The sequence below is a fragment of the Enterobacter cloacae complex sp. 309I3 genome, assembly GCF_050031595.1.
GTDB lineage: Bacteria > Pseudomonadota > Gammaproteobacteria > Enterobacterales > Enterobacteriaceae > Enterobacter > Enterobacter cloacae.
In genome coordinates this window covers 1,062,326-1,079,950 of the sequence record NZ_JBLGWI010000001.1, presented here as the reverse complement: position 1 = coordinate 1,079,950, position 17,625 = coordinate 1,062,326, and the positions used below count along the sequence as shown (strand labels likewise).

The 17,625-nt window shown below is 55.8% G+C and carries 13 protein-coding genes; 4 read left to right on the top strand and 9 right to left on the bottom strand.

The window, feature by feature from the left end; translation table 11 throughout:
- Positions 1–3: 3 nt before the first annotated feature.
- The 4 genes from secD to queA are packed head-to-tail and all read right to left on the bottom strand — an operon-like array spanning position 4 to position 4,487.
- Positions 4–1,851 (bottom strand): protein translocase subunit SecD, encoded by a 1,848-nt coding sequence (gene secD / locus ACQG22_RS04990; protein ID WP_071830016.1) that lies wholly within the window; start codon positions 1,849–1,851, stop codon positions 4–6.
- 27 nt (positions 1,852–1,878) lie between these two features.
- Positions 1,879–2,211 carry a preprotein translocase subunit YajC gene (gene yajC / locus ACQG22_RS04985; protein WP_000007630.1) on the bottom strand — a complete coding sequence of 111 codons (333 nt, stop codon included), beginning with the start codon at positions 2,209–2,211 and terminating at the stop codon, positions 1,879–1,881.
- A 22-nt stretch (positions 2,212–2,233) separates the two neighbouring features.
- Positions 2,234–3,361, bottom strand: coding sequence for a tRNA guanosine(34) transglycosylase Tgt (gene tgt / locus ACQG22_RS04980; protein ID WP_013095832.1), 1,128 nt, complete (start codon positions 3,359–3,361; stop codon positions 2,234–2,236).
- Positions 3,362–3,416: 55 nt separating this feature from the next.
- Positions 3,417–4,487, bottom strand: coding sequence for a tRNA preQ1(34) S-adenosylmethionine ribosyltransferase-isomerase QueA (gene queA, locus ACQG22_RS04975; protein WP_029883413.1), 1,071 nt, complete (start codon positions 4,485–4,487; stop codon positions 3,417–3,419).
- Between the two features lie 92 nt (positions 4,488–4,579).
- Between queA and acpH the strand changes: the two genes are divergently transcribed.
- Both acpH and ACQG22_RS04965 read left to right on the top strand, forming a co-directional pair.
- Positions 4,580–5,161 (top strand): ACP phosphodiesterase, encoded by a 582-nt coding sequence (acpH, locus tag ACQG22_RS04970; RefSeq protein ID WP_369706593.1) that lies wholly within the window; start codon positions 4,580–4,582, stop codon positions 5,159–5,161.
- Between the two features lie 127 nt (positions 5,162–5,288).
- Positions 5,289–5,891, top strand: coding sequence for a peroxiredoxin (locus ACQG22_RS04965; RefSeq protein ID WP_013095829.1), 603 nt, complete (start codon positions 5,289–5,291; stop codon positions 5,889–5,891).
- Between the two features lie 55 nt (positions 5,892–5,946).
- Here the strand turns inward: ACQG22_RS04965 and malZ are convergent, their stop codons facing one another.
- The 5 genes from malZ to phoB all read right to left on the bottom strand — a co-directional run bounded on the left by malZ (position 5,947) and on the right by phoB (position 13,090).
- The gene (gene malZ / locus ACQG22_RS04960; RefSeq protein WP_369706592.1) at positions 5,947–7,761 is read right to left on the bottom strand and encodes a maltodextrin glucosidase; all 1,815 of its coding nucleotides are present in this window, start codon (positions 7,759–7,761) and stop codon (positions 5,947–5,949) included.
- A 138-nt stretch (positions 7,762–7,899) separates the two neighbouring features.
- Positions 7,900–9,273 (bottom strand): proline-specific permease ProY, encoded by a 1,374-nt coding sequence (gene proY, locus ACQG22_RS04955; RefSeq protein WP_045902420.1) that lies wholly within the window; start codon positions 9,271–9,273, stop codon positions 7,900–7,902.
- An 81-nt stretch (positions 9,274–9,354) separates the two neighbouring features.
- Positions 9,355–10,674 (bottom strand): branched-chain amino acid transporter carrier protein BrnQ, encoded by a 1,320-nt coding sequence (gene brnQ / locus ACQG22_RS04950; protein ID WP_038418789.1) that lies wholly within the window; start codon positions 10,672–10,674, stop codon positions 9,355–9,357.
- Positions 10,675–11,083: 409 nt separating this feature from the next.
- Positions 11,084–12,379: a phosphate regulon sensor histidine kinase PhoR gene (phoR, locus tag ACQG22_RS04945; protein WP_029883416.1), complete on the bottom strand. Its 1,296-nt coding sequence runs from the start codon at positions 12,377–12,379 to the stop codon at positions 11,084–11,086.
- Between the two features lie 21 nt (positions 12,380–12,400).
- Positions 12,401–13,090 carry a phosphate response regulator transcription factor PhoB gene (gene phoB / locus ACQG22_RS04940; protein WP_010428026.1) on the bottom strand — a complete coding sequence of 230 codons (690 nt, stop codon included), beginning with the start codon at positions 13,088–13,090 and terminating at the stop codon, positions 12,401–12,403.
- Positions 13,091–13,277: 187 nt separating this feature from the next.
- On the opposite strand from phoB, the gene sbcD reads away from it, so the two are divergent.
- Together sbcD and sbcC are read left to right on the top strand one after the other, a co-directional pair.
- Positions 13,278–14,483: an exonuclease subunit SbcD gene (gene sbcD, locus ACQG22_RS04935; protein ID WP_061772549.1), complete on the top strand. Its 1,206-nt coding sequence runs from the start codon at positions 13,278–13,280 to the stop codon at positions 14,481–14,483.
- The gene (gene sbcC, locus ACQG22_RS04930) at positions 14,480–17,611 is read left to right on the top strand and encodes an exonuclease subunit SbcC (RefSeq protein ID WP_369706591.1); all 3,132 of its coding nucleotides are present in this window, start codon (positions 14,480–14,482) and stop codon (positions 17,609–17,611) included. Before sbcD ends, sbcC begins: the two co-directional genes overlap by 4 nt.
- The last annotated feature ends 14 nt before the right edge of the window (positions 17,612–17,625 follow it).

Here is a 17,625-nt window from a genome sequence, read left to right as displayed (position 1 = left end):
TCCTCAGATAGACAGCTTTTTGACGCGCTTGCCGCCGTACAGCAGGTTCACGATGGCACGGGTGCCGACAATAGCAGTAAACATTGACGTTGCAACACCGATACCGGTGGTAATCGCAAAGCCTTTGATTGCGCCAGTCCCCACTGCATACAGGATAAGAACCTTGATCAGTGTTGTTACGTTCGCATCGAAGATGGAGCTGAATGCGCCTTTATAGCCTTCATCAATCGCCTGCTGAACAGAGCGACCGTTGCTCAACTCTTCTTTGATACGTTCGTTAATCAGTACGTTGGCGTCGACCGCCACCGCAAGGGTCAGAACGATACCCGCAATCCCCGGCATGGTCAGCGTCGCCCCTGGCAGCAGGGACATAATGCCGATGATCAGCACCAGGTTCGCGATCAGCGCGGAGGTGGCAATCAGACCAAACTTCTTATAGAAGAAGATCATGAAGAGGATAGAGACCGCCAGACCGGCCAGACACGCTTCCAGCCCCTGCTGGATGTTTTGCATACCCAGAGTTGGACCAATGGTACGTTCTTCAACAATCTGAATTGGCGCAATCAGCGCACCGGCACGCAGCAGCAGAGAGAGCTGACGCGCTTCGTTCGGGTTGTTGATACCAGTGATACGGAAGCTGTTACCCAGACGAGACTGGATATTGGCGATGTTAATCACCTCTTCCTCTTTCACCAGCACCGCACGGCCGTTAGCGTCTTTCTTACCGCTGTCTTTGTACTCCACGAACAGGGTTGCCATCGGTTTACCGATGTTGTCCTTGGTGAAGTTAGACATGATGTTACCACCCGCGCTGTCCAGCGAGATGTTAACCTGCGGCTGGTTGTACTCGTCCTGGCTGGAGGTGGAGTCGGTGATATGGTCACCGGTCAGGATCACGCGTTTGTACAGCACAACGGGCTGACCTTCGCGGGTCTCTTTCACTTCCGAGTCACCCGGAATACGGCCAGAAGCGGCAGCAGACTGGTCAACGTTGGTGTTCACCAGACGGAATTCCAGCGTTGCAGTGGCGCCCAGAATCTCTTTCGCGCGCGCGGTGTCCTGAATACCCGGCAGTTCTACAACGATACGGTCAGCACCCTGACGCTGCACCAGCGGTTCAGCCACGCCCAGTTGGTTTACACGGTTGCGCAGAATGTTGATGTTCTGCTGAACGGCATATTCACGCGCTTCTTTCAGACGGGCGTCGGTCATTACCGCGCGCAGCTGGTTGCTGCCCTGAGCGGTGATCACCAGGTCACGGTGACGTTGGGTCAGGTAATCTACAGCCTGATCGCGCGCCGCACTGTCGCGGAACGTGATGCTCATACCGTAGTTATCTTCTTTACGAACGGTGGTATACGCGATGCCTTTTTCACGCAGATCGCTGCGCAGGCTATCGATATTCTGTTCCTGCAGTTTGCCCAGCGCGGTATCCATATCCACTTCCATCAGGAAGTGTACGCCGCCACGGAGGTCAAGACCGAGTTTCATTGGCTCTGCGCTCAGCGCAGCCAGCCAACGTGGGGTAGCAGGAGCAAGGTTAAGCGCCACGACGTATTTATCACCCAGCACGCCCATCAGCGCTTCGCGAGCGCGGAGCTGCGTGTCGGTGGTGTCGAAGCGAGCAAGAATTGCGCCCTCTTCCAGAGCCACAGACTTAGCGGTAATTTTTTCTTCTTGTAACGTTTTCTGGACCTGGATCAGCGTTTGCTCACTGGCGGCGACACCGCGCGCGCCAGTGATTTGAACAGCCGGATCCTCACCATACAGGTTGGGAAGCGCGTACAGCAGGCCGACGAGAATCACGACGACCAGCATGATGTACTTCCACAAAGGATAACGGTTTAACACGGCAGTTCCCTTTGGGAAAAGTTGGGATTACAGCGCCTTCATGGTGCCTTTCGGCAGAACGGCAGCTACGAAGTCACGTTTGATAACCACTTCAGTGGTGTCGTTCAGGGCGATAGCAATGTAGCCACTTTCAGCCACTTTGGTTACGCGACCGACCAGGCCACCGTTAGTCAGGACTTCATCACCTTTCGCGATGGAGTCCATCAGCTTTTTGTGCTCTTTGGTACGCTTCTGCTGTGGGCGCAGGATCATGAAGTAGAAGATCAGACCGAACACAACCAGCATCAGAATCAGAGACATCGGGCTGCCCTGCGCTGGAGCACCTGTTGCCGCTACCGCATCAGAAATAAAAAAGCTCATTCAAATTCCCTCATTATTAATATTAATCAACGTTCAAAGGTGGAACGGTTCGACCCTGACGTTGGTAAAAATCGGTCACGAAGCTCTCTAATTTACCCTCTTCGATAGCCTTGCGTAAACCAGCCATTAAGCGCTGATAATAGCGAAGGTTATGAATGGTATTGAGACGCGCGCCCAAAATCTCATTGCAACGATCGAGATGATGCAAATACGCGCGAGAATAATTGCGACAGGTGTAGCAATCGCACTCGGCATCGAGCGGACTGGTGTCACTCTTATGCTTCGCGTTACGGATTTTCACCACGCCATCGGTAACAAACAGATGACCGTTACGTGCGTTACGGGTTGGCATGACGCAGTCGAACATATCAATGCCGCGGCGCACACCTTCAACCAGGTCTTCTGGCTTACCCACACCCATCAGGTAACGGGGTTTATCCGCCGGGATTTGCGGGCAGACATGTTCCAGAATACGGTGCATGTCTTCCTTCGGCTCACCCACAGCTAAACCGCCGACAGCGTAGCCATCAAAACCTATCTCTACCAGACCTTTAACAGAGATATCGCGTAAATCTTCGTAAACACTGCCCTGGATAATGCCGAACAGCGCATTTTTGTTCTGCAGGGAGTCAAAACGGTCGCGGCTACGCTTCGCCCAGCGCAGCGACATCTCCATGGAACGTTTAGCGTAATCCCAGTCCGCCGGGTATGGCGTACATTCGTCGAAGATCATCACGATGTCAGAGCCGAGATCGTACTGAATCTCCATAGACTTTTCAGGATCGAGGAAAATCGGATCGCCGTTGATCGGGTTACGGAAGTGGACGCCCTCCTCGGTGATCTTGCGAATATCACCCAGGCTGAAGACCTGGAAACCGCCAGAATCGGTCAGGATCGGGCCTTTCCACTGCATGAAGTCATGCAGATCGCCGTGAAGCTTCATGATCTCCTGACCAGGACGCAGCCACAGGTGGAAGGTATTACCGAGGATAATCTGGGCGCCAGTGGCTTCTACTTCTTCCGGCGTCATCCCTTTTACGGTGCCGTAAGTCCCCACAGGCATAAACGCGGGGGTTTCCACCACGCCGCGATCAAACACCAAGCGACCGCGACGCGCGCGGCCATCGGTGGTATCGAGTTCAAATTTCATTTTTATTCCTCTGTGCCAGAAAAACAGTCCAACACATTATTCCGGTGCCGCGGACTTATTCCCCGACACGCTCATTCAAAGCCAGCGGATTGTACGTGATAAACATCGCGTCCCCGTAGCTAAAAAAGCGATATTTTTGTTCTACCGCAGACTTGTATGCCGCCATGGTGTGCTGATACCCCGCAAAGGCGGAGACCAGCATAATCAGCGTTGATTCAGGCAGATGGAAATTGGTCACCAGTGCATCGATGACTTTGTACTGATAGCCCGGATAGATAAAGATCTGCGTATCGCCAAAGAATGGCTCGATCAGATCTTTTTGAGCCGCCTGGGCAGCGCTCTCCAGTGAACGTACGGAGGTGGTGCCTACCGCAACAACGCGGCTGCCGCGCGCTTTTGCCGCCAGAACCGCATCAACAACCTCCTGCGGCACTTCAGCATACTCAGAGTGCATGATGTGATCTTCAATGCTGTCTACCCGCACCGGCTGGAAGGTGCCCGCGCCGACGTGCAGCGTCACAAACGCCATCTCCACGCCTTTTGCGCGTAATTTTTCCAGCAGCGGTTCGTCAAAGTGCAGACCCGCCGTCGGCGCCGCTACCGCGCCAGGCTTCTGACTGTAGACGGTCTGGTAGAGCTCACGATCGGCCTCTTCATCCGGGCGCTCAATGTACGGCGGCAAAGGCATGTGGCCGATGGCATTGAGAATATCCAGCACCGTGCGCTCATCGTTGAATTCCACTTCGAACAGCGCGTCGTGGCGCGCGGTCATGGTTGCTTTGATGCTCTCGTCATCGCCCAGCAGCAGTTCGGCACCCGGTTTAGGTGCTTTAGAGGCGCGAATATGTGCCAGAATACGTTTATCATCGAGCATACGTTCGACCAGCACTTCAATCTTGCCGCCGCTGGCCTTGCGGCCAAACAGACGCGCCGGGATCACGCGGGTATTGTTAAAGACCAGCAGATCGCCAGGGTTGAGCTTGTCGAGCAGATCGGTGAAAGTACCGTGCGTCAGCTCGCCCGTTGGCCCGTCCAGTGACAGCAAGCGACAGCTACTGCGCTCAGGCATTGGATAGTGAGCAATCAGGGATTCAGGTAGTTCAAAGGAGAAATCGGCGACGCGCATGACGTATACTCGTGACTTAAAAACAGGCGGCATAGTCTAGTGCTCACACCCTTTTGCTGCAACAACTAGCCGCCCCCGGACAAATAAAACGCATGAATTTTCTCGCTCACCTGCACCTCGCTCACCTCGCTGACAGCTCCCTTTCCGGCAATTTGCTGGCCGATTTCGTCCGCGGCAACCCCGCCGAAACCTGGCCCGCTGAGGTTGTCGACGGGATTTTTATGCATCGTCGTATCGATGTCATGACGGATAACCTGCCAGAAGTAACCGAGGCCAAAGCGTGGTTTCGCCCTGAAACGCGCCGCGTTGCGCCAATCTCGCTTGATGTCATGTGGGACCATTTCCTGTCGCGCCACTGGGAGCAGCTGTCGCCGAAGATGCCATTGCCGGATTTTGTGCGTTATGCCCACCAGCAGGTGTCGATCATTCTGCCCGACTCGCCGCCGCGCTTTGTGAATCTGAATAATTACCTGTGGTCGGAACGCTGGCTGGAGCGCTATCGCGAGATGGACTTCATCCAGAATGTGTTAAATGGGATGGCGAGCCGCCGACCGCGTCTGGATGCGCTACGCGATTCATGGCATGACCTGGACGAACATTACGATGCGCTGGAATCGCGTTTCTGGCAGTTTTACCCGCGAATGATGGCGCAGGCGAAAAACAAACAGCTCTGACAGAATTCGCATTGATAGGTAAAAGCTGGCGGAACGATTGTCACCACCTCTTTGTCTTATCCATGAACACTCTCTATACTGGCTCGCGTTGCGTTCCAAATAACCTTAGTATCTACAGGAGAATCATATGGTTCTGGTAACTCGTCCGGCTCCGGATTTTACAGCTGCAGCAGTTCTGGGCAACGGTGAAATCGTTGAAAACTTCAACTTCAAACAGCACACCAACGGTAAAGCGACCGTTCTGTTCTTCTGGCCAATGGACTTCACTTTCGTTTGCCCGTCTGAGCTGATCGCGTTCGACAAACGTTATGAAGAATTCCAGAAGCGTGGCGTAGAAGTGGTTGGCGTCTCCTTCGACTCTGAGTTTGTACACAACGCATGGCGTAACACCCCTGTCGACAAAGGCGGCATCGGTGCGGTGAAATACGCAATGGTTGCGGACATCAAACGCGAAATCCAGCAGGCTTACGGTATCGAACATCCGGACGCTGGCGTTGCGCTGCGTGGCTCCTTCCTGATCGACGCGAACGGCATCGTGCGTCACCAGGTTGTGAACGATCTGCCGCTGGGTCGTAACATCGACGAAATGCTGCGTATGGTTGACGCGCTGCAGTTCCACGAAGAGCACGGTGAAGTGTGCCCGGCTCAGTGGGAAAAAGGTAAAGAAGGTATGTCTGCGTCCCCAGACGGCGTTGCGAAATACCTGTCCGAGAACGTATCCAGCCTGTAATCGGCACGGTTTACGAAAAAGGCCCGCTTATGCGGGCCTTTTTGTAATCACGCCGTCAGCCAAACCAGACGGAAGCAGAAATCGCCGGCAGGGAGAGGATCCCCTCCTGCACGCTCCCTTTCCCCTCTTTTAGCTGCCACGCGCTCACGTTAAGCAGCGGAGAGTCATCCAGCACCACTTCGCACGCCTCGCCCCGGTTGATGGCTACCAGCACGCGCTGCTGGTTATAAACGCGGACAAACACCACCACGTTGTCGTGGGCATAAACCACCTGACAACCGCCGTAGCGCAGCGCCTGGCTCTGCTTACGTAGTTTCGCCAGACGCTGGTACAGGCTGAACAGCGCTTTGTCCTGCTTCGCCGGATCCCATGGGAAGGTTTTGCGGCAGAATGGATCGTTGTTCCCGTCCAGCCCCACCTCATCGCCGTAATAGATGCACGGCACGCCCGGCCAGGTAAAGAGCCAGGTCACCGCCAGCGGCAGGCGCGCGATATCCTTACCGAGCAGGGATTTAAATCGCGCGGTGTCATGGCTGTCCAGCTGGTTAAACATCCGTAACTGCTGCTGATGCGAAAGACTGGCGCGGTAGTTATCCATCCATGCCATGCAGGTTTCCGCATCAATATGCTGCGGATCGTAGGAAATATCGGTGTTAGCAAGGAATCCCCACAGCGGGAAGGTAAAACCGCGATAGTTCATTGCCGCATCTTCTGCGTCCGCCTGCAGCCACTGGCGCGCGTCGCCAAAATGTTCGCCAAACACGAACGCCTCCGGCTGCGCAGCTTTTGCTGCACGGGTGATCCCGGCGACGTGCTGAAGGTTATTACGCGCCCCGCCCGCTTCACCGAGCATATGCACCACGTCAAGACGCCAGCCATCCACATTCCATGGCTCACTCAACCAGTGGCGCACAATGCTGTTTTCACCGCCGTAAATCTCGTTCACCAGCGTTGGCGACTGGAAATCCAGTTTCGGCAGGCTCGGATAGCCCAGCCAGTCCAGCGCGTGACCCTCCTCGTTGAAGCTGTACCAGTCGCGCTGGGGTGAATCCGGGTTATGGCACGCCCCGCCCATCGACTGGTTATGACGGTCAAACCACGCGTGTGAGTCGCCGCTGTGGTTGAACACGCCGTCCAGAATCAGACGCATGCCCTCTTTTTGCGTATTTTTACGCAGACGAAGCAGCGCGTCATCACCGCCAAACTGCGGGTCAACGTGGCGATAATCGGCGGTATCGTATTTATGCACGCTCGGTGCTTTAAACACCGGGTTAAGGTACAGCGCCGTCACGCCCAGCTTCTTCAGATACGGTAGCTTTTCGCTGATGCCGTCAAGATCGCCGCCGTAGAACGTCGAGCCGCCCGCCTGCGCGGTTAACGGCTCATCCCATTCTTTCAGGATAATGTCGTGTCCTGCGGCGTGGTGATAATAGACCTTATCCTGCCCGGCGGTGCGCGTTTCGCTGCGCGCAAAGCGATCCGGGAAGATCTGATAGAAGACCTGATCGTTAACCCACTGCGGGCCAGCGTCCGGGTAATCGACGGCAAACTGCTCCAGCCGCGCCGGAGGAAAACGGCTAAATCCCTGCGGGGTAAACCACAGCTGGCGGTTATTCCAGAGCAGCTTAAAGCTATAGCGTCGGCGCGGCTGGCCGCTGCGCAAGTCGATGTTTGCCCGCCATGCCGTTACGCCAGGCTGCGGCTGGCTGCGCTGCTTGTGCATTTTCAGCGTGGTTTCTTCATTATCGACTTCAGCGCGTAGCGTCACGCGTTCAGGCTGATTTTCCCCCGCCAGCCAGAGCGTAATCACAAGGTTGTCTTTGTTTTGCTTAACAAATGGGGCAACCGGAAGGTGCCAGGCGTTTAACATCACGAATCCCCTTTGATGAAATTGACGTCACCTTGCCACAGGGTGATTAAGGTTAGCTCACCATGACGTGATTTATTGGGGGAGGAGAAAGGAGGAGGAGACAAAATTCCCTCTCCCTGTGGGAGAGGGCATAAAATATTACTGCGCTTGCGCCAGCTGACGGTCGCGGCGGCATTTAAACCCCCAACCCACCAGCAGCAGTACGATCCACGCACAGCCCACGTAGAGGGAAATACGGGTATCAGGATGGTAGCCAATCAGGCCGATGATAAACACCAGGAAGATCAGCCCAACGACGGTCGTCGCTACCCCGCCTGGCACTTTAAACTTCAGCGCTTTTGCCTCCTCAGGGGACAGACGGCGGCGGAACGCAATCTGCGACAGCAGGATCATGATCCACACCCACACGGTCGCGAAGGTCGCCAGAGAAGCGATCACCAGGAAGACGTTTTCCGGCATGATGTAGTTCAGGTAGACCGACAGCAGCAGCGCAACGGTCATCACCATAACCGTCACCCATGGCGTGCCGCGACGGGAGGTTTTGGCAAAGACCTTTGGCGCACTGCCCTGCTCTGCCATGCCGTGCAACATGCGGCCCACGCCAAAGACGTCACTGTTGATCGCTGACAGCGACGCGGTCAGGACCACAAAGTTCAGGATGCTGGCCGCAAAGGCGATGCCCATATGCTGGAAGGTCAGCACAAACGGGCTACCGTTGGTCCCCACCTGGTTCCACGGATAGATAGACATAATGACGAACAGCGTACCCACATAGAACACCAGAATACGCATCGGCACCGAGTTGATGGCGCGTGGAATGGATTTCTCCGGGTCTTTGGCTTCCCCGGCGGTAATCCCGATGATCTCAATCCCGCCGTAGGCGAACATCACCATCTGGAGCGACATCACCATGCCGAGCCAGCCGTTGCTGAAGAAGCCACCGTTGCTCCAGAGGTTATGAATACCGGTTGGCTGGCCGCCATTACCGATCCCCCAGATGATGATGCCGAAACCGGCCACAATCATGATGATGATGGTGGCAACCTTGAAGAAGGAGAACCAGAACTCCAGTTCTCCAAAGACCTTCACGCTCATCAGGTTGACGGCACAGATAATCAGCACCACGCTCAACACCCAAATCCAGTGCGGTACCGCCGGGAACCAGACGCCCATGTAGATGCCAAAGGCGGTGACGTCGGCAATGGCCACAATCAGAATTTCGAAGCAGTAGGTCCAGCCGGTGATAAACCCGGCCAGCGGGCCTAAATTCTCCTGCGCATAGCGCGAGAATGAACTGGCTGAAGGGTTATGAACCGACATCTCTCCCAGCGCACGCATGATGATATACGCCGCCACGCCGCCGATGATGTAGGCCAGCAGAACGCTTGGACCGGCCATTTTGATGGCATCTGCCGAGCCATAAAAAAGACCGGTACCGATAGCGGAGCCGAGCGCCATAAAGCGAATGTGGCGCGTGCTCAGCCCACGTTTGAGTTTGTTAGTGCTTTCCATTTAAATCTTGCCATTCAACACGAAAAAAACAAAAAACCACGGGGCCTTAAGCCCCGTGGTTAAACAGTTTGTTGCCGTTGATTAATGGGCGTTCGATGTAACCTGACGCCCTGCAGCACGGTCCCAGATAATGGCCAGAACCAGTGCAACAACGGTAGGCATCAGCCAGGCCAGACCTTGCTCAGACAGCGGCAGACGCTGTGTCCAGGCTGGCAGGATGTGAGCAAACGCTGATGCTTTAATCCCGTCAAGGATACCAAAAATCAGGCTGATAAACATGGCTGGCGCAATAATTCGCGAGGAGTTGTTCCACCACGGGCGCGTAAAGCTCAACACCACCAGCACGATACATGGCGGATAGATGGCCGTCAGCACCGGAATGGAGACCTGAATCAGGTGGCTCAGACCGAGGTTAGACACCGCCATGGAGAAGATGCCGAGGATGAATACCAGCGTGCGGTAAGAGAGCGGCAGATATTGCGCAAAGAACTCCGCACAGGCACAGGTCAGGCCAACCGCCGTCACCAGACAGGCCAGGAAGATCAGGGCCGCCAGCAGCATGCTGCCCGCACCGCCAAAGGTGTGCTGAACGTAAGCGTGCAGAATTGCCGCACCATTCGCGTTCTGATCGACCAGCGTGGCGCTATCGGAACCCAGGCGGAACAGCGCCAGATAGAGCAGCGTCAGGCCCACACCGGCCATCAGACCAGCCCAGATGGTATAGCGGGTCAGCAGACGCGCTTCGGTCACACCACGGGAACGAGCGGCGTTCACGATAACGATACCAAACACCATCGCGCCCAGCGTATCCATTGTCAGATAGCCGTTCACAAATCCGTTAGAGAAGGCCGCATTTTGATAGGCATCCATCGCGCTGCTGATAGGACCCGCAGGCCAGATAATGGCCGCAACCGCCAGCACGATCAGCGCGATAATTTTGAGTGGAGCCAGGAAGTTACCCACGGTATCCAGCAGTTTGCCCGGATAGAGGGAGACCAGAATCACAATAGCGAAGTAAACCAGGCTGTAGATAAACAGCGGCATCGCACCGTCACCGGTCAGTGGCGCAATCCCCACTTCGAAGGAGACTGTCGCGGTACGCGGGGTCGCAAACAGCGGGCCAACGGCCAGATAACACACCGTTGCCAGCAGGACGCCAGCCACTTTACCAATTGGGGTGCTGAGGCTATCAACGCCGCCGCCAACTTTCGCCAGCGCAACCACGGTCAACACCGGCAGGCCCACGGCAGTGATCAGGAAACCAAATGCTGCTGTCCAGACGTGTTCACCCGCCTGTAAGCCAACCATTGGGGGAAAAATGATGTTGCCTGCGCCAACGAACAGCGCAAATGTCATAAAGCCCAGCGCGATGATGTCACGCGATTTTAAGTGATGGGTCATAAAACCTTACTGCCTGTGGATGTGGTGTTGAATATATTGAGATTTTCGCCATCCCCAATGGGACGATACAGCGGAAATTTTGCTCAATTTCAGCGGGATATGCTCCCGTCCTGGCGTGGAGAAGAATAGTTTTTCGATTTACCACGCAAATACAGTCGGTCTGACAGTATCTGGGGGGCAATTTAAACGCTTATAACGTTTAAAGGCAAGGAGGGATCGTAAAACCAGAACAATATACCATCATGAAAATACCAACCAGAATAATTCGCTAATATCATGAAAAAGCCATGGCTAATCATGCGAACAAAAAAGCACCAGCCGTATAAAATTCATTCGCGTTTCGCTTTACTGCAAAGCAAACGGGCCAGCAATAGCTGGCCCGTGGAAAGGTAAAATGACACACCCGCCGTCAGGCGATCTTTTTGGCAATTAATCGTTCCGGTATAACGAAACTGAAACGGGTTCCTTTGCCCAGCGTGCTTTGAATATCGAGGCGGCTTTCATGGTGATTCACCGCGTGCTTCACAATGGCCAGCCCCAGCCCGCTTCCCCCCGTTTGCCGGGAACGGGCTTTATCTACCCGGTAAAACCGCTCGGTCAGACGTGGAAGATGCTCAGGCGCAATGCCCGGCCCGTTATCCTCGACGCTAAACTCGGCCCCCGTTGGTGTCTGCTGCCAGCGCACCATAATATCCGTTCCTTCCGGGGTATGATTAACCGCGTTATAGACCAGGTTAGAGATAGCACTCCGCAGTTCATCCTCGCTCCCGAGCACCTTCAGACTGTTATCGACGTCAAAGGTCAGATGATGTTTTTTATGGCTTAAGGTTTGCGCTTCGCGCTCCACTACCCGCAGCATCATCGGTACGTCGATAGTGTCATTTAAGGCAAGTGTCGGAGCCGCCTCAATCTTCGACAGCGTCAGCAGCTGTTTCACCAGCCCTTCCATACGGTGCGTCTGCTCGCGCATGGTATGCAGCGCCTTCTCACGCGGCGCCCCTTCAAGCGTCTGCTCCTGCATCATCTCCAGATAGCCCTGCAGCACCGTCAGCGGCGTGCGCAGCTCGTGGCTCACGTTGGCGAAGAAGTTGCGTCGTGCCCCTTCCAGCTGGTGCATCTGGGTGACGTCGCGCGCCACCATCAGCCATTGCCGATCGCTGTAGGGCATTACACGTATTTCAAGATGGCGGCCATTGTTGAGCTTCAGATTATGCGGACGCGTGAAATCACGTTTTTTCAGATACTGCGTGAACTCCGGATAACGCAGAAGATTGAGGATATTCTGGCCATTATCGTCCGGCCAGCGCAGGCCCAGCAGCTGTTGGGCGAGACCGTTACACCAGAAGATTGTCCCCTCTTCCGTGGTCAGAATCACCGCATCCGGCAGCGATTCCGCACCGCTGCGAAAGCGTTTAATCAGGCTTCCCAGCTCGCGACGGCGCTTTTTATTACGCATCTGCATCTGGTGCAGGCCGTAAAGCAGCGGCTCCCAGCTCCCGCTTCCCGGGGGAGGCGTCATACTTCTGTCAACCCACAGCCACCAGGAGAGGCGCAGTAAGTTCCAGAAATGCCAGATCAGCAGCCCGGTCACGGACGCCAGCAGAAACCACGGCAGGTATCCAAGAAAGGCCCCCAAAATGAAGGCCGGAATACAACATAAGATCAGTTCAAAGACGAGCCTTTTCCATGACAGACGTTCCAGCACGCGTCACACTCCTGTCATTGTTCAGAAACGGGTAGAAAAACGATAACCCGTGCCGCGGACCGTCTGTACCATGCGATCGTGTCCGCTCAGTTCCAGCGCTTTACGCAGGCGGCGGATATGTACGTCAACCGTCCGGTCTTCGACATACACGTTAGTTCCCCAGACGTTATTCAGCAACTGTTCGCGGCTGTAAACACGCTCCGGGTGAGTCATAAAGAAATGCAGGAGTTTGAATTCGGTAGGCCCCATGTCGAGGGGATTTTCGCCCGTCATAACACGGTGCGAGGTGGGATCAAGGCTCAGGCCCTGCATCTCAATGACCTCTTCCACCGCCATCGGTGAAATACGGCGCATCACAGCTTTAATACGGGCAACCAGCTCTTTCGGTGAGAAGGGTTTGGTAATGTAATCATCCGCGCCGGTCTCAAGGCCGCGCACGCGATCTTCCTCTTCACCGCGCGCGGTAAGCATGACAACGGGGATATCGCGGGTCATCGCTTCACGCTTGAGGTGTTTGATAAACTGCAGTCCGGAGCCGCCAGGCAACATCCAGTCAAGCAGGATCAGATCGGGCCAGGGTTCATTCAGCTGGTTCACCGCGCTGTCATAATCTTCCGCTTCAACCGGCTGGAAGCCATTTTGTTCGAGCACGAAGCACACCATTTCACGAATTGGAGCTTCATCTTCTACGACCAGAATACGTCTCGCCATACTTTGCCCTGTCTTATCTTATTTAAGTTACAAGTTTGTAATGCGGCGTCATTATGCGTCAGATTTATGACAGATTTATGAAAAACAGTACCACGTAAAATGGCAAACTGTTGTTTTATTACAGCGGTTATTTTCCAGCTTCTGAAAGTTTATAATCCCCATTCCCTTTTTTTGCCACGGATTCGCTATGCGCATATTACACACCTCGGACTGGCATCTGGGTCAAAACTTTTACAGCAAAAGCCGGGCAGCGGAGCATGAAGCGTTCCTGAACTGGCTGCTGGACACGGCCCGATCGCACGAGGTGGACGCGATTATTGTTGCGGGTGACATTTTCGATACCGGTTCGCCGCCAAGCTATGCGCGTGAGCTCTACAACCGCTTCGTGGTAAATCTGCAACAAACCGGCTGTCATCTGGTGATTGTCGCCGGTAACCACGACTCCGTCGCAACGCTGAATGAATCCCGCGATATCCTGGCCTTCCTTAACACGACCGTGGTAGCCAGCGCCGGTCATGCGCCGCAGATCCTGAAAAAACGTGACGGTACACCGGGAGCGGTGCTGTGTCCGGTGCCCTTCCTGCGCCCACGCGATATCGTTCAGAGTCAGGCGGGGATGTCCGGCGGGGAAAAGCAGCAGCATCTGTTGCAGAGCATCACGGACTATTATCACCAGCAACATACTAATGCCTGCGCCCTGCGCGGCGATCAGGCCATTCCGGTGATTGCCACCGGGCATCTTACTACCGTCGGCGCCAGTAAAAGTGACGCGGTGCGTGACATCTATATTGGTACGCTGGACGCCTTCCCGGCGCAAAATTTCCCGCCAGCGGATTATATCGCGCTCGGGCATATTCACCGGGCGCAGGTCATCGGCGGCTGCGAGCACATTCGCTACTGCGGCTCGCCCATTGCGCTCAGTTTTGATGAGACCGGCAAAGCCAAATGTGTGCACCTGGTGAGCTTTAATGAGGGCAAACTCAGTGCCGTGGAGTCGCTGGAGATCCCCGTCACCCAACCGCTGGCGGTGCTGAAGGGCGATCTGGCGGCGATTACCGCTCAGCTGGAGCAGTGGCGCGGTGTCGAGCAAAATCCGCCCATCTGGCTGGATATTGAAATCACGACCGACGACTACCTGCATGATATGCAGCGTAAAATTCAGGCGTTGACGGAAGATCTGCCCGTCGAGGTCTTACTGGTTCGCCGCAGCCGCGAACAGCGCGAGAAAATTCTGCTGGGTGCACAGCGTGAAACGCTCAGCGAACTGAGGGTGGAAGAGGTATTTGAACGCCGACTGTCGCAGGAAGAGATTGACGACACCACGCGCGCAAGGCTTAACGAGCTATTCCTTCATACCCTGCACGCGCTCAGCGATGAGGAAGAAAACGCATGAAAATTCTGAGCCTGCGTCTGAAAAACCTCAACTCCCTTAAGGGCGAGTGGAAAATTGACTTTACCGCCGAGCCGTTTGCCAGCAACGGGCTGTTCGCCATTACCGGCGCGACCGGTGCCGGGAAAACGACCCTGCTCGACGCCATCTGTCTGGCCCTTTACCACGAAACGCCGCGTCTGCAAAAAGTCTCCCAGGCACAAAACGACCTGATGACCCGCGATACCGCCGAGTGCCTGGCCGAGGTGGAGTTTGAGGTAAAAGGCATAGCGTATCGTGCGTTCTGGAGCCAGAACCGCGCGCGCAATCAACCAGACGGAAACCTTCAGGCACCGCGCGTCGAACTGGCGCGTTGTGAAGACGGTAAAATTCTGGCCGATAAAGTGACGGACAAACTGGATCAAACCGCCGCGCTCACCGGGCTGGATTATAGCCGTTTTACCCGTTCAATGTTGCTCTCCCAGGGGCAGTTTGCCGCCTTCCTCAACGCTAAACCGGGCGATCGCGCCGAACTGCTGGAAGAGCTGACCGGCACCGAGATCTACGGTCAGATCTCAGCGATGGTGTTCGAAAAACATAAGGCCGCCCGTAACGCGCTTGAGATGTGCGAGGCGCAGGCCGCAGGCGTGGTGTTACTGAGCGAAGCGCAACAGCAGCAGTTACAGCAGAGTTTGCAGGCACTTACTGACGAAGAGAAAACCCTGCTGACTCAGCAGCAGAACCAACAGCGCGATTTTCAGTGGCTGACGCGCAACGACGAGCTTATTCGCGAGCAGCAGCGGGTCATGCTCCTGCAACAGCAGGCGCAGCAGGCGCTGACCGACGCCGCGCCTGAGCTGGCCAAGCTCCAGCTTGCGCAGCCCGCCGCCCAGCTTCGCCCCCTGTGGGATAGCCAGCAAGAACAAACCACGCGCCTCGCGCAGACAAAGCAGCGCATTGTCGAAGTAAATACTCGCTTACAGGCCAAAGCCGCGCAGCGCTCACGCATCCGTCATACGGCGCTGCGTACCCATGCGCAATTGCAGAGTGACCTTACGATCCAGGCAACATGGCTGGCGGAGCATGAACGTTACCGCGTGTGGGGCCAGGAGATTGCTGGCTGGCGCGCCCATTTTGCGCAGTTGAACCGCGATAAACATCAGATTGCCACGCTTGCAGCCCGTATTGCTGAATTACGTCAGAAGCTCGCCGGGATGCCGGAAAACCCCCTGACGCTGACGGCGGATGACGTGGCAGCGGCAATGGAGCAACAGTCCCGGTCACGCCCTTTACGCCAGCGCCTGACCTCGCTTCATGCCCGCTATCAGCCGCTGCAAAAACGGCTGCAAGAGAACGCGGATACCCGGCAAAAAGCGCAGTCCGAGCAGGTAAAACTCAATGAAACGCTGACGCTGCGCCGCCAGCAGTACAAAGAAAAAAACCAGCACTATGTCGATTTGAAAGCATTGTGTGAAAGCGAAGCGACGATCAAAAAGCTGGAAAGCTACCGCTCGCAGCTTGAGGCCGGAAAACCCTGCCCACTGTGCGGCTCCAGTGAACATCCCGCCATTGATACGTATCAGGCGCTTGAACTCACCGATAACCAGCGGCGCCGGGACGCGCTGGAAAAAGAGGTCGCCGCGCTTAAAGAGGAAGGTCTGCTGGTGCTGGGACAGGTCAATGCCCTGACACAGCAGATCCAGCGAGCAACAGACGAAGCGCAGACGCTCTCTCAGGAAGAGCAAGCACTCACTAAAGAGTGGCAGGAGGTCTGTGCAGACCTGAATATCTCGTTGAATATTCAGGAAGATATCGCCCCATGGATGAACGAACAGGAACAGTACGAACGTCAGCTCTATCAGCTCAGCCAGCGCCTGACGCTGCAAAACCAGCTTAACGAACAGCAAGCGCAGGAGCGTCAGTACCAGCAGCAGCTGTCGGCAACGCGTCAGGCACTGGAAAACGCCCTGCTCGCGCTGTCGCTGCATGTTCCTGAAGAGGGGGAAGAGACCGCCTGGCTGTACGCCCGGGAGACGGAATTCAACCTGTGGCAGGAAAAACAGACGCAGTATGCTGCGATTCAGGAGCGCATTAATACCCTGAAACCGCTGCTCGACACGCTTCCGACAGGCGATGACACCGAGGCAGAACCGGCCATTCCTGAGAACTGGCGCGAGATCCACGACGAATGCCTGTCCCTGCAAAGCCAGCTTGCCACCCTGCAGCAGCAGGAGAGTCTGGAAAGCGAGCGGCTACAGCACGCCACAGCGCAATTTGCCACCGCGCTGGCGGCAAGCTGCTTCGCCGATCGCGAGGCCTTTCTCGCCGCGCTGCTGGATGAGGAGACCATCCACCGTCTTGAACAACGCAAGCAGACGCTGGAGAGCCAGCTTCAGCAGGCAATTGCGCTTAGCGGGCAGGCTGAACAGCAGCTACAGGCCCACCAGCACCAGCAACCGGAAGGGCTGGACGCCGACGCGCAAACCCTGCATGCGCAGCTACAGCAGCTGACGCAGCAGCTTCGCGAGAACACCACTCATCAGGGGGAGATCCGCCAGCAGCTTAAGCAGGACAGCGATAACCGCCAGCACCAGCTGGCGCTGATGCAGCAAATTGACGAGGCCTCACGTCTGGCCGAGGACTGGGGTTATCTGAATGCGCTGATAGGCTCCAGCACCGGCGACAAGTTCCGTAAATTCGCCCAGGGTCTGACGCTGGATAATCTGGTCTGGCTCGCTAACCAGCAGCTTAACCGCCTGCACGGGCGCTATCTGCTGCAGCGTAAAGTCAGCGACGCACTGGAGCTGGAGGTGGTCGATACCTGGCAGGCCGATGCCGTACGCGATACCCGCACGCTTTCTGGCGGCGAAAGCTTCCTCGTCAGTCTGGCGCTGGCGCTGGCACTTTCCGACCTGGTGAGCCACAAAACGCGAATCGATTCGCTGTTCCTGGATGAAGGTTTCGGCACGCTCGACAGCGAGACGCTGGACACCGCGCTGGATGCGCTCGACGCGCTGAATGCCACCGGGAAAACCATCGGCGTGATAAGCCATGTCGAGGCCATGAAGGAGCGTATTCCGGTGCAAATCAAAGTGAAGAAGATTAATGGACTGGGGTATAGCAGGCTGGATAAGGAGTTTGCGTTACAGTAAAGGCCCACTGCATT